Genomic DNA, 12,783 nt, shown 5'->3' with positions numbered 1-12,783 from the left:
TCGACAGTGACTCCGACATCGCGGCGTGGGCGCGCCGCCAGAGGGGCCCGGCGTCACTGATGGCCGCATGCCGGCTCTGGCGAGCGGTGGCCATCAGGGTCAAGGCTAGTGCCAGTCGCCGCAGGCGGCAAATGGCTCAGTACACCCAGACTTCCACCCGGCGGTTCTTCATGCGGCCCTCGTCGCCGCTGTTGGCCGCCACCGGCATCTGCTCGCCGAGGCCGGTGATCTCGCGGAAGATCACGCCGCCCTTGGACAGGTCGCGGCGCACGGCCATGGCCCGCAGCTTGGACAGCAGGGCGGCGCGCGCCGGGTCGTTCTTCGGGTCGCCGAAGCCGACCAGCACGGCCTTCTGGCGCAGCTTGTCGTTGGCCTTGAGGTACTCCAGCACCCGCGCCACGTCGCGCCGGGCCTTGTTGTCCAGCTCGGCGCTGCCTTCCTGGAAGCGGAAGTTGACCGACAGGCGCTTGGCCTCGCTGGCCAGCCTGCGGTAGTCGGCCGGCATGCCGGCGCTGGGCTCGACCTCGACCGCCTGCACGGTCTGCGGGATGAAGCCGCTCTGCTCGACGATGGCCTGGCCGGCGGGGCTGTGGGCGAACTGCACCAGGGCATTGACCCACTCGTTGGCCGTGCCCGGCGGGTTGTACAGGAACAGGCGTCGCGACAGCGGGTAGTCCTCGGTGGCGATCAGCGTGGTGCTGGGCAGCATCGGCTGTGACTGGCCGTCGGCGATGGCCAGCGGCTTGCTCTGGCGCACGTAGGGCAGGCCGATGAAGCCGATGCCGTCCGGGTCCTGGCTGACCTGGTCGGACAGCTGAGTGCTCGATTCGAAACGCTGGGCGCCGGCTGCCAGGCTCTTGCCATGGGCGGCCAGGACCAGCTCCTTGAAGGTGTCGAAGGTGCCGGACTTGTCGTCGCGGGCATACAGGCGAATGGCGCTGGGCTGGCCGCCCAGGGCGCTCCAGTCCCTGATCTCGCCGGCGAACACGGCGGCCAGCTGCTCGGTGGTCAGCGCCTGCACCGGGTTGCGCGGGTGGACGATGATGGCCAGGCCGTCGATGGCGATCACCTGTTCGGCGTCCATGCCGCGCATGTCGCCGAGTGGCTGCAGGCTGGCGGCCTCGGCATCCTTGATCGGGCGCGAGGAAGCGGCCAGGTCGGCGCTGCCGTCCTGCAGGGCGACGAAGCCGGTGCCCGAGCCGTGCGCGGCCACCAGGCTCTGCAGGGGGCGGCCCAGCTTGTCCTCGGCGAGCACCAGCTGCTCGTTCTCCGCCGCCCCGGGGGCGATGCGCACATTGCTCAGGCCCTGGCTCTGGTAGAGGCCGCCGATCAGCGCCGGGCCCAGCTTGGCGCCTATGGTGTTGGAGCCCTGCAGGCGCAGCAGGGTGGTGGCTTCGGCGGCGAATACCGACCAGGGCAGGGCATAGCAGATGAAACCGAGCAGGAGCCAGCCATAGGCATGGCTCCAGGAGTGCCGTTCGGAGACGGGCAGGTCGCGCGACATGTGGCAGACACCTTGTGCTAGAGGGCTTTGCGGGTGCCGCGCAGATTAAGTCGGAATGATTTCAGGCAGGTTACAGCGGGCCCGGCTTCAGTTCAGCTCCAGCCAGATCGGCGCATGGTCGGAGGGTTTCTCCATGCCGCGCAGCTCGTAGTCGATGCCGCCGTCCTTGAAGCGCGCCTGCAGCGGCGTGCTGGCGAGGATCACGTCGATGCGCAGGCCGCGCTTGGGGTCGTCCTCGAAACCGCGGCTGCGGTAGTCGAACCAGCTGAAGCGATCATTCACCTGCGGATGCAGCTGGCGGAAGCTGTCCACCAGCCCCCAGCCCTTGAGCCGGGCCAGCCATTCGCGCTCCTCGGGCAGGAAGCTGCACTTGCCGGTCTTCAGCCAGCGCTTGCGGTTTTCCTCGCCGATGCCGATGTCGCAGTCCTCGGGGCTGATATTGATGTCGCCCATCACCACCAGGGCCTGCTGCGGCGTGAAGCGGGTTTCCAGCAGGCTCTGCAGGTCCTCGTAGAAGCGCTGCTTGCCGGGGAACTTGGTCGGGTGGTCGCGGCTCTCGCCCTGCGGGAAGTAGCCGTTCATTACCGTCACCGGGTTGCCCTGCTTGTCGATGAAGGTGCCGTAGATGAAGCGCCGCTGGGCATCTTCCACGTCGCCGGGGAAGCCCTTGTGCAGCTCCAGCGGAGCCTCGCGCGAAAGCAGGGCGACACCGTAGTGGCCCTTCTGGCCGTGGTAGTGCACGTGGTAGCCGAGCTGGCGGATCTCGTCTTCCGGGAACTGCTCGTCGGCCACCTTGGTTTCCTGCAGGCCGATCACGTCTGGCTGGTGCTTGTCGATCAGCGCCTGCAGCTGGTGGGGACGGGCGCGCAGGCCGTTGATATTGAAGGAAACGATCTTCATGGAAAGCTACCGGCGGAAGAAAAGGCCGATGCTAGCCCAGCACCGGGGCGGCGGCCAGCGCCTGGCAGGTCCGCAGTGCCGGTGCTAACGTGGCAGCTGGCCCGCAAAACCTACAACAACCGAGGTCAGCCCGATGCCCCATCGTACCGCCGAAGTTCGCTTGCTCGACCATGGCTACGTCCGCGAGGCACGCTCGCTGCTGTACCACGCCTATCGCCACGACCCGACCTTCGCCTACCTGTTCGAGAGCGAGCGGCCCGGCTTCGACCAGCGCGTGCGCGCCACCGTGCGCGAGCTGGTGCAGCAGCATTTCACCGAAGAACTGCCGGCCATCGGCCTGCTGATCGAGGAGCGCCTGGTCGGCATCGCTCTGATCGCCCCGCCGGTGCGCCGGCTGGACATCACCGAGAGCTGGGGCTGGCGCCTGCGCATGCTGATGACCACCGGCTTCCGCTGCACCAAACGCTACCTGGAATACCACGACGCGGTCCTCGCCTGCCTGCCGCCTGGGCCCTACCACGTGCTGCCGCTGCTCGGCGTGCACCCGCAGTTCCAGGGCCAGCACCTCGGTGAGCAACTGCTCGGTGCCCTGCACGACTGGTGCGCCGAGGATGCCGGCTCGCAGGGCGTGGTGCTCGATACCGGCAACCCGCACTACCTGGAGTTCTACAAGCGCCAGGGCTACCAGGAGATCGGCGAAGTGGCCGTTGGGCCGATCCGCGAGCACGTGTTCTTCCACCCCAATCCACAGCCTTTGCAGCAGGCCAGCGCCTAGCCGGGTTGCCGGCGGCCTTGCGCCTGTTCAGACTGCAGGTGTTTCGCCGGACAACCCGGCTTCACCACAAGGAAAACATCCCATGGCTCAAGTAACCCTCAAGGGCAACCCGGTTCAGGTCGACGGCCAGCTGCCGCAGGTCGGCCAGCAGGCCCCGGCGTTCAGCCTGGTCGGCAAGGACCTGTCCGATGTAACCCTGGCCAGCCTGGCCGGCAAGCGCAAGGTGCTGAACATCTTCCCGAGCATCGACACCCCGACCTGCGCCACCTCGGTGCGCAAGTTCAACGCCGAGGCCAGCGCGCTGCCCAACACCGTGGTGCTGTGCATCTCCGCCGACCTGCCGTTCGCCCAGGCGCGCTTCTGCGGGGCCGAGGGCCTGGACAAGGTGATCAACCTGTCGACCATGCGTGGCGCCAGCTTCCTCAAGGACTACGGCGTGGCCATCGCCAGTGGCCCGCTGGTCGGCGTCGCCGCCCGCGCCGTGGTGGTGCTGGACGAGCAGGGCAAGGTGCTGCACAGCGAGCTGGTCGGCGAGATCGCCGACGAGCCGAACTACGCCGCCGCCCTGGCCGCGCTGAAGTAAGGCGCGCCTGCGCTGCCGACGGCCTGCCTTGTGCAGGCCGTTTTTATTGGCGAGCGGCTAAATTCCTAACGTCTTGTTACGTCAAACTAGGGTAAATAGGCGGTAAAGACCCTTTGCCTGGTTGCTGGGAGTACTTATCGTTCATCCTCCCCAGGCAAGTGATTCCGCACCATGTCCGATTTTCCCTCCGCTTCGCGCTTCTCACGTCCCTGGCTGGTCGGCTCCGCCGTGCTGCTCGGCGGCCTGCTGCTCTGGTGGCTGCTGCCCGCTGGCGACAGCCCGGAACAAGAGAAGCCAGAGGGGCCCTGGGATGGCCCGACGCCGGTGCGCCTGACCGAGGTCGGCCAGGGCGACTTCCACGTCGAGCTCAAGGCCCTGGGTACCGTCACTGCCCTGAATACCGTCAACGTGCGCCCGCGCGTGGATGGCCAGCTGGTCAAGGTGCTGTTCGAGGAGGGCCAGCTGGTCAAGGCCGGCGACCTGCTGGCGCAGATCGATCCGCGCCCCTACCGGGTGGCGCTGCAGCAGGCCGAGGGCGCGCTGGCGCAGAGCCAGGCGCAGCTCAGGAACGCCGAAGTCGACCTGGCCCGCTACCAGGGCCTGTACGCCGAAGACAGCATCGCCAAGCAGACCCTGGACACCCAGGCAGCACTGGTCGGCCAGTACCGCGGCACGGTCAAGAGCAACCAGGCGGCGGTGGCCGAGGCGCGCCTGAACCTGGACTTCACCGAGGTCCGCGCGCCCATCTCCGGGCGCCTGGGCCTGCGCCAGGTGGATGTCGGTAACCTGGTCGGCAGCGGCGACACCACACCGCTGGTGGTGATCACCCAGGTCGAGCCGATCGCGGTCAATTTCACCCTGCCGGAAAAGGACCTGCCGCCAGTGCTGGCCAGGGTGCGCCAGGAGCAGCGCCTGGCGGTGCAGGCCTGGGACCGTGGCGAGCAGCAGCTGCTCGCCGAAGGCGTGCTGCACAGCCTGGACAACCAGATCGACGTGGCCACCGGCACGGTCAAGCTCAAGGCGCGCTTCGCCAATGCCGGCGAAGGCCTGTTTCCCAACCAGTTCGTCAACGTGCGCCTGCGCGTGGAGACCCGCCGGCAGGCCACCCTGATCCCCTCGGCCGCCGTGCAGTACGGCGCGCGTGGCACCTTCGTGTTCGTCGTCGGCCAGGATGACAAGGTGCAGCTGCGCGATGTGCGCATCGCCGCCAGCGACGGCGCTACCAGCCTGGTGGAAGAGGGCGTCAAGGTCGGCGAGCGCCTGGTGCTGGAAGGCACCGACAGGCTCAAGGACGGCAGCGAGGTGGAAGTGATCGGCGAGCCCGGCGCCCTCGCCCAGCCGCAGGGCCAGGCCGCGCAGAAGCAGGGCGCATGAACGTCTCGCGCCTGTTCATCCTGCGCCCGGTCGCCACCACGCTGCTGATGGTGGCGATCTTCCTCACCGGCCTGATCGCCTACCGCCTGCTGCCGGTCTCGGCGCTGCCGGAGGTGGACTACCCGACCATCCGCGTGCTCACCCTGTATCCGGGCGCCAGCCCGCAGGTGATGACCAGTTCGGTGACCGCGCCGCTGGAGCGCCAGTTCGGTCAGATGCCGGGCTTGAAGCAGATGTCGTCGGCCAGCTCCGGCGGCGCCTCGGTGATCACCCTGCGCTTCTCCCTCGAGGTGGACCTGGAAGTGGCCGAGCAGGAGGTGCAGGCGGCCATCAACGCGGCCAGCAACCTGTTGCCGGACGACCTGCCGGCGCCGCCGGTGTACAACAAGGTCAACCCGGCCGACACCCCGGTGCTGACCCTGGCGATCAGTTCGCCGACCCTGCCGCTGACCGAGGTGCACGACCTGGTCGACACGCGCATGGCGCAGAAGATCGCGCAGATCGCCGGCGTCGGCCTGGTCAGCCTGGCCGGCGGCCAGCGCCCGGCGGTGCGCATCAAGGTCGATCCCGAGGCCCTGGCCAGCCATGGCCTGAGCTTCGCCGACGTGCGCCAGCTGATCGCCGCGCAGAACGTCAACCAGCCCAAGGGCAACTTCGACGGCCCGACCCGTGTCTCCCAGCTGGATGCCAACGACCAGCTCAAGTCGGCCGTGGAATACCTCGACCTGATCCTCAAGTACGAGAACGGCGCGGCGCTGCGCCTGCGCGATGTGGCCACGGTGGTCGACGGCGCCGAGAACGAGCGCCTGGCGGCCTGGGCCGACCGCAACGAGACGGTGCTGCTGACCATTCAGCGCCAGCCCGGTGCCAACGTCATCGAGGTGGTCGACCGCGTGCAGGCGCTGCTGCCGCAGATCACCGCAGCGCTGCCGGCCAGCCTGGAGGTCAAGGTGCTCACCGATCGCACCCAGACGATCCGCGCGGCGGTGCGCGACGTGCAGTTCGAGCTGGTGCTGGCCATCGCCCTGGTGGTGCTGGTGACCTTCCTGTTCCTGCGCAAGGTCTCGGCCACCGTGATTCCCTCAATCGCCGTGCCGCTGTCGCTGATCGGCACCTTCGCGGTGATGTACCTAGCCGGTTTCTCCATCAACAACCTGACGCTGATGGCCCTGACCATAGCCACCGGCTTCGTGGTGGACGACGCCATCGTCATGCTGGAGAACATCGCCCGCCACCTGGAGGAGGGCGAGACGCCGCTGAATGCCGCGCTCAAGGGCGCCCGGCAGATCGGCTTCACCCTGATCTCGCTGACCTTCTCGCTGATCGCGGTGCTGATCCCGCTGCTGTTCATGGCCGATGTCGTCGGGCGCCTGTTCCGCGAGTTCGCCATCACCCTGGCGGTGGCCATCCTGATTTCCCTGGTGGTGTCGCTGACCCTGACGCCGATGATGTGCGCGCGCCTGCTCAAGGCCGAGAAGGACCAGCAGCAGGGGCGTTTCTACCGCTCGGCGGGCGCCCTGATCGACGGCCTGATCGCGCGCTACGCCGTGGGCCTGACCTGGACCCTGCGCCACCAGGGCCTGACCCTGCTGGTAGCCATCGGCACCCTGGCGCTCACCGTGCTGCTCTACCTGGCCGTGCCCAAGGGCTTCTTCCCGGTGCAGGACACCGGGGTGATCCAGGGCATCTCCGAGGCGCCGCAGTCGATTTCCTTCAGGGCCATGAGCGAGCGCCAGCAGCGCCTGGCCGAAGTGATCCTGCGCGACCCGGACGTGGTCAGCCTGTCGTCCTACATCGGCGTGGACGGCGACAACCCGACGCTGAACAGCGGGCGCCTGCTGATCAACCTCAGGCCGCATGCCGAGCGTGACGTCAGCGCCAGCGAAGTGATCGAGCGCCTGCGCCCCGAGCTGGCCAGGGTGCCGGGTATCACCCTGTACCTGCAGCCGGTGCAGGACCTGTCGATCGAGGACCGGGTCAGCCGTACCCAGTTCCAGTTCAGCCTGGAGTCGCCGGACGGCGCGCTGCTGGAGGAGTGGACGCCCAGGCTGCTCGCCGCGCTGGGCGAGCAGGCGGAGCTGCGTGACGTCGCCAGCGATCTGCAGAACCGCGGCCTGCAGGTTTTCCTCGAGATCGACCGCGACGCCGCCTCGCGCCTGGGCGTGAGCGTGTCCAGCATCGACGATGCACTGTACGACGCCTTCGGCCAGCGGCAGATCTCCACCATCTTCACCCAGGCCAGCCAGTACCGCGTGGTGCTGGAGAGCGAAGGCGCAGGTGAGCTGGGCCCGCAGGCCTTGCAGCGCATCCATGTGGCCACCGCCAGTGGCGGCCAGGTGCCGCTGGCCGCGCTGGCCCGCGTCACGCAGCGCCCGGCCAGCCTGCTGGTCAACCATATCGGCCAGTTCCCGGCGGTCACCGTGTCGTTCAACCTGGCGCCGGGCGTGGCCCTGGGCGAGGCGGTGGCGGCGATCGAACAGGTCAAGCAGGAGATCGGCCTGCCGGCCGGCATCCAGACCCAGTTCCAGGGCGCCGCCGAGGCCTTCCGCGCCTCGCTGAGTTCGACCCTGCTGCTGATCCTGGCGGCCATCGTCACCATGTACATCGTGCTGGGCGTGCTCTACGAGAGCTATATCCACCCGATCACCATTCTCTCCACGCTTCCCTCGGCCGGGGTCGGCGCATTGTTGGCGCTGCTGCTGACCGGCAACGACCTGGGCCTGATCGCGGTGATCGGCATCATCCTGCTGATCGGCATCGTCAAGAAGAACGCCATCATGATGATCGACTTCGCCCTGGAGGCGGAGCGCCAGCAGGGCATGGCGCCTGAGGCGGCCATTTACCAGGCTGCGCTGCTGCGTTTTAGGCCGATCCTGATGACTACCCTGGCCGCGCTGTTCGGCGCCATCCCGCTGATGCTGGCCTCGGGCTCCGGCGCCGAGCTGCGCCAGCCGCTGGGCCTGGTGATGGTCGGCGGCCTGCTGCTGTCCCAGGTACTGACACTGTTCACCACGCCGGTGATCTACCTGGCCTTCGACCGTCTCTCCCGGCGCCTGCTCGGCCGCAGCGCCTCGGGGGTGGTGCTGGCGCCATGAACCTCTCCGCGCCCTTTATCGGCCGCCCGGTGGCGACCCTGCTGCTGAGCCTGGCCATCCTGCTGCTCGGCGCGGTGAGTTTCCGCCTGCTGTCGGTGGCGCCGCTGCCGAACATGGATTTCCCGGCCATAGTGGTCGACGCCAGCCTGCCCGGCGCCAGCCCGCAGACCATGGCCTCCAGCGTGGCCACGCCACTGGAGCGCTCGCTCGGCACCATCGCCGGCATCAGCGAGATGACCAGCCGCAGCAGCCAGGGCAACACGCGCATCATCATCCTGTTCAACATCGGCCGCGACGTCGAGGCGGCCGCGCGCGAGGTGCAGGCGGCCATCAACGCGGCACGCAACCTGCTGCCCAGCGGCATGCGGCGCATGCCGACCTACCGCAAGTTCAACCCCTCGCAGGCGCCGATCATGGTGCTGTCGCTGACCTCGCCGCAGCTGGATAAGAGCCAGCTGTACGACCTGGCCTCCACGGTGATCGCGCAAAAACTGGCGCAGGTGCAGGGCGTGGGGCAGATCCAGATCGGCGGCAGCTCGCTGCCGGCCGTGCGCGTGGAGCTGGAGCCACGCCTGCTCGACCAGTACGGCATCGCCCTCGACGAGGTGCGCAGCGCCATCGCCAGCGCCAATGTCGACCGCCCCAAGGGCGACGTGGCCGATGCCGAGCGGCAGTGGCAGATCCAGGCCAACGACCAGCTGGAGCGCGCCGCCCAGTACCAGGACCTGATCATCCGCTACCAGAACAGCGCCGCCGTACGCCTGGCCGACGTGGCCACGGTGCGCGACTCGGTGGAGAACCGCTACAACAGCGGCTTCTACAACGACCGGCAGGCGGTGCTGCTGGTGGTCAACCGCCAGCCGGGCGCCAACATCATCGAGACCATCGAAGGCATCCGTGCCGAGCTGCCGGCCCTGCAGGCGGTGATTCCGGCCAGCGCCGAGCTGGAAGTGGCGATGGACCGCTCGCCGGTGATCCGCGCCACCCTGCACGAGGCCGAGCGCACCCTGCTGATCGCCGTGGGCCTGGTGATCCTGGTGGTGTTCCTGTTTCTCGGGCGCTGGCGCGCCTCGCTGATCCCGGCGCTGGCGGTGCCGGTGTCGCTGGTCGGCACCTTCGCCGTGATGTACCTGCTGGACTTCTCGCTGAACAACCTGTCGCTGATGGCGCTGATCATCGCCACCGGCTTGGTGGTGGACGACGCCATCGTCGTGCTGGAGAACATCTCGCGGCACATCGAGGCCGGCGAGAAGCCGCTGGCGGCGGCCTACAAGGGCGCCCAGGAGGTCGGCTTCACCCTGCTGTCGATGAACCTGTCGCTGGTCGCGGTGTTCCTCTCCATCCTGTTCATGGGCGGCATCGTCGGCAATTTGTTCCGCGAGTTCTCCATCACCCTGACGGTGGCGATCCTGATTTCCATGCTGGTGTCGCTGACCCTGACGCCGATGCTCTGCGCGCGCTGGCTCAAGGCCGAGATCCAGGAGCGCGCGCCCGGGCGCCTGGCCCGCCTCGGCGCGCGGGCGCAGGAACGCCTGCTGGCCTTCTACGGGCGCAGCCTGGACTGGGCCCTGCGCCATGCGCGGCTGACCCTGTTCAGCCTGCTGGCGACCATCGGCCTCAACGTCTACCTGTTCGTCGAGGTGCCCAAGACCTTCATGCCGCAGCAGGATACCGGCCAGCTGATCGGTTTCGTGCGCGGCGACGACGGCCTGTCCTTCCAGGTCATGCAGCCGAAGATGGAGGCCTTCCGCCGCGGCCTGCTGGAGGACCCGGCGATCCACAGCGTGGCCGGCTTCATCGGCGGCGAGAGCGGTATCAACAACGCCTTCCTGGTGATCCGCCTGAAGCCCATCGGCGAACGCGAGCAGTCGGCCCAGCAGGTGATCGACCGGCTGCGCGAGAACCTACCCAAGGTGCCCGGGGCACGGCTGATGCTGATGGCCGACCAGGACCTGCAGTTCGGCGGGCGCCAGGGACGCAGCTCGGAGAACGAATACGTGCTGCTGGCCAGCGAGCTGGAACTGCTCCGCCAGTGGCTGCCCAGGGTGCGCGACGCGCTGGCGGCACTGCCCGAACTGACCGATATCGATGCCAACGAAGGCGAGGGCGCCCAGCAGATCAGCCTGGTGATCGATCGCGTCACCGCGCAGCGCCTGGGCGTGGACATGGCAATGATCAGCAGCGTGCTGAACAACGCCTTCAGCCAGCGGCAGATCTCCACCATCTACGACACCCTGAACCAGTACAGCGTGGTGATGGAGATCAATCCGAAGTACGCCCAGTATCCCGAGGCGCTGGACCAGATCCAGGTGATCGGCGCCGATGGCGCGCGCGTGCCGCTGTCCAGCTTCGCCCGCTGGGAGCGCAGTCTGGAGGAGGACCGGGTCAACCACCAGGGCCAGTTCGCCGCCGAGAACATCGGTTACTCGCTGGCCCCCGAGGTGACCCAGGAGCAGGCCAACGCGGCGATCCGCCGGGCGGTGGCCGAGGTCGGCCTGCCCACCGAGGTGCAGGGCCTGCTCGGCGGTACCGGCGGAGCCTTCGAGAAGGAGGCCAAGGGCCAGCCGATCATGATCCTCACCGCGCTGCTGGTGGTGTACATCGTCCTCGGCATCCTCTACGAGAGCTACATCCACCCGCTGACCATCCTCTCCACGCTGCCCTCGGCCGGGGTCGGCGCGCTGCTGGCGATCCTGCTGACCGGTGGCGAGTTCAGCCTGATCTCGCTGCTCGGCCTGTTCCTGCTGATCGGCGTGGTGAAGAAGAACGCCATCCTGATGATCGACCTGGCCCTGGAACTGGAGCGTAGCGAGCAGCTCAGCCCGCAGGAGTCGATCCGCCGCGCCTGCCTGCTGCGCTTTAGGCCGATCCTGATGACCACCCTGGCGGCCATGCTCGGCGCGCTGCCGCTGCTGCTCGGCCAGGCCGAGGGCGCCGAGATGCGCCAGCCGCTGGGCCTGGCCATCGTCGGCGGGCTGATCCTCAGCCAGATCCTCACCCTCTACACCACCCCGGTGGTCTACCTGTACCTCGACCGCCTGCGCCACCGGGTCAACCGCTGGCGCGGCGTACGCAGCGACGCCGCCCTGGAAACTCCGCTATGAAACCTGCCTTGCTCCGCATTTCCCTCTTGCTGCTCGCCCTGCTGGCGGCCGGCTGTGCCGTCGGCCCGGACTACCGGCGCCCGGACAGCGCCGCCGCGGCACAGTTCAAGCAGGCCGCCGGCTGGAAGGCCGCGGCGCCGGCCGACACCGCGCTGCGCGGCGACTGGTGGAAGCTGTATGGCGACGCCGAGCTGGACGCGCTGGTCGAGCGCCTCAACGCCAACAACCAGAGCCTGGCCAGTGCCGAGGCCCAGTACCGCCAGGCCCGCGCCCTGGCGCGCGGGGCGCGCGCGGCCTTCTTCCCGACCCTGGGCCTGAACACCGGCGTGACCCGCGCCGGGCAGGGCGGCGGCGACAGCACCATCGGCACCAGCGGCGGGGTCAGCGTCAGCGGCGCCAACGCCTCGCAGGTGTCCAAGACCTACGAGACCAGCCTGGGCGTGAGCTGGGAGCTGGACCTGTGGGGCAAGCTGCGCCGCCAGCTGGAGGCGGAGAACGCCGGCCTTGACGCCAGCGCCGCCGACCTGGCCGCCGTGCGCCTCAGCCAGCAGTCCGAGCTGGTGCAGAACTACCTGCAGCTGCGCGTGCTGGACCGGCAGAAGCACCTGCTCGACGAGACGGTGGCAGCCTACAAGCAGGCCTATCGCATCGCCGAGAACCAGTACCGGGCCGGCATAGTGCCGAAGTCCGACGTGACCCAGGCGCTGACCCAGCTCAAGGGCACCGAGGCCGAGGCGGTGGACCTGGAATACCAGCGCGCGCAGCTGGAGCACGCGATCGCCGTGCTGGTCGGCGTGGCGCCGTCAGCGTTCGAACTGGCGGTGCGCGACGAGGTGCCGGCGCTGCCTGCGGTGCCGGTCAGCCTGCCGTCGACCCTGCTCGAACGGCGCCCGGACGTTGCCGCCGCCGAGCGCCGGGTGATGGCCGCCAACGCCGAGATCGGCGTGGCCGAGGCTGCCTACTATCCGCAGCTGAGCCTGTCGGCCAGTGGCGGTTACCGCAGCGGTGGACTGGACGACTGGATCAGCTCGCCCAACCGCTTCTGGTCCATCGGACCGGCCTTCGCCATGACCCTGTTCGATGGCGGCCTGATCCGCTCGCAGGTCGAGCAGGCCGAGGCCAGCTACGACCAGACGGTGGCCGACTACCGGCAGACGGTGTTGGAAAGCTTCCGCGAGGTGGAGGACTACCTGGTGCAGCTGGCGGTGCTGGAGCGCGAGGCGCTGGTGCAGCAGGAGGCACTGGACGCCGCCCGCGAGTCGCTGCGGCTTATCCTCAACCAGTACAAGGCCGGCACCGTGGAGTTCACCGACGTGGTCAGCGTGCAGGCCAGCGCGCTGACCAACGAACGCACCCGCCTGACCCTGCAGGGCAGCCGCCTGACCGCCAGCGTGCAGCTGATCGCGGCGCTGGGCGGCGGCTGGCAGGGCGTGCCGGACGGCGAGTGA

Annotated in this window: 8 protein-coding genes; 6 read left to right on the top strand and 2 right to left on the bottom strand. The window is 68.6% G+C overall.

Translation table 11 applies throughout. The features are described 5' to 3' along the window. Window positions 1–136: 136 nt before the first annotated feature. Window positions 137–1,504: a substrate-binding domain-containing protein gene (locus DMO17_RS14100; protein WP_110683126.1), complete on the bottom strand. Its 1,368-nt coding sequence runs from the start codon at window positions 1,502–1,504 to the stop codon at window positions 137–139. An 87-nt stretch (window positions 1,505–1,591) separates the two neighbouring features. Next, entirely contained in the window at window positions 1,592–2,404 is an 813-nt protein-coding gene (gene xthA / locus DMO17_RS14095) for an exodeoxyribonuclease III (protein ID WP_110683125.1), read from the bottom strand. A gap of 133 nt (window positions 2,405–2,537) precedes the next feature. Between xthA and DMO17_RS14090 the strand changes: the two genes are divergently transcribed. The 6 genes from DMO17_RS14090 (at window position 2,538) to DMO17_RS14065 (ending at window position 12,783) form a co-directional block, all read left to right on the top strand. Next, complete coding sequence (locus DMO17_RS14090; protein ID WP_110683124.1) at window positions 2,538–3,179, top strand: GNAT family N-acetyltransferase; 642 nt, start codon at window positions 2,538–2,540, stop codon at window positions 3,177–3,179. An 82-nt stretch (window positions 3,180–3,261) separates the two neighbouring features. Continuing rightward, the gene (tpx, locus tag DMO17_RS14085; RefSeq protein ID WP_110683123.1) at window positions 3,262–3,762 is read left to right on the top strand and encodes a thiol peroxidase; all 501 of its coding nucleotides are present in this window, start codon (window positions 3,262–3,264) and stop codon (window positions 3,760–3,762) included. A 171-nt stretch (window positions 3,763–3,933) separates the two neighbouring features. Continuing rightward, complete coding sequence (locus tag DMO17_RS14080; protein ID WP_110683122.1) at window positions 3,934–5,136, top strand: MdtA/MuxA family multidrug efflux RND transporter periplasmic adaptor subunit; 1,203 nt, start codon at window positions 3,934–3,936, stop codon at window positions 5,134–5,136. Then, a complete protein-coding gene (locus DMO17_RS14075; RefSeq protein WP_110683121.1) occupies window positions 5,133–8,231 on the top strand; it encodes an MdtB/MuxB family multidrug efflux RND transporter permease subunit in 3,099 nt (1,032 codons plus the stop codon). The genes DMO17_RS14080 and DMO17_RS14075 overlap by 4 nt, the downstream gene beginning before the upstream one ends. Then, window positions 8,228–11,335 (top strand): efflux RND transporter permease subunit, encoded by a 3,108-nt coding sequence (locus tag DMO17_RS14070; protein ID WP_110683120.1) that lies wholly within the window; start codon window positions 8,228–8,230, stop codon window positions 11,333–11,335. The genes DMO17_RS14075 and DMO17_RS14070 overlap by 4 nt, the downstream gene beginning before the upstream one ends. Then, window positions 11,332–12,783 (top strand): efflux transporter outer membrane subunit, encoded by a 1,452-nt coding sequence (locus DMO17_RS14065; RefSeq protein WP_110683119.1) that lies wholly within the window; start codon window positions 11,332–11,334, stop codon window positions 12,781–12,783. Before DMO17_RS14070 ends, DMO17_RS14065 begins: the two co-directional genes overlap by 4 nt.

It is taken from the genome of Aquipseudomonas alcaligenes, from assembly GCF_003205495.1.
GTDB classification, from domain to species: domain Bacteria; phylum Pseudomonadota; class Gammaproteobacteria; order Pseudomonadales; family Pseudomonadaceae; genus Aquipseudomonas; species Aquipseudomonas alcaligenes_B.
The sequence above is the reverse complement of the archived record's forward strand: the minus strand, read 5'-3'. Positions and strand labels throughout refer to the sequence as shown.

What these genes read in the sequence shown, in the direction of transcription:
- DMO17_RS14100 (WP_110683126.1), bottom strand. Translation starts at nt 1,504, where the DNA reads ATGTCGCGCGACCTGCCCGTCTCCGAACGGCACTCCTGGAGCCATGCC.
- xthA (WP_110683125.1), bottom strand. Translation starts at nt 2,404, where the DNA reads ATGAAGATCGTTTCCTTCAATATCAACGGCCTGCGCGCCCGTCCCCAC.
- DMO17_RS14090 (WP_110683124.1), top strand. Translation starts at nt 2,538, where the DNA reads ATGCCCCATCGTACCGCCGAAGTTCGCTTGCTCGACCATGGCTACGTC.
- tpx (WP_110683123.1), top strand. Translation starts at nt 3,262, where the DNA reads ATGGCTCAAGTAACCCTCAAGGGCAACCCGGTTCAGGTCGACGGCCAG.
- DMO17_RS14080 (WP_110683122.1), top strand. Translation starts at nt 3,934, where the DNA reads ATGTCCGATTTTCCCTCCGCTTCGCGCTTCTCACGTCCCTGGCTGGTC.
- DMO17_RS14075 (WP_110683121.1), top strand. Translation starts at nt 5,133, where the DNA reads ATGAACGTCTCGCGCCTGTTCATCCTGCGCCCGGTCGCCACCACGCTG.
- DMO17_RS14070 (WP_110683120.1), top strand. Translation starts at nt 8,228, where the DNA reads ATGAACCTCTCCGCGCCCTTTATCGGCCGCCCGGTGGCGACCCTGCTG.
- DMO17_RS14065 (WP_110683119.1), top strand. Translation starts at nt 11,332, where the DNA reads ATGAAACCTGCCTTGCTCCGCATTTCCCTCTTGCTGCTCGCCCTGCTG.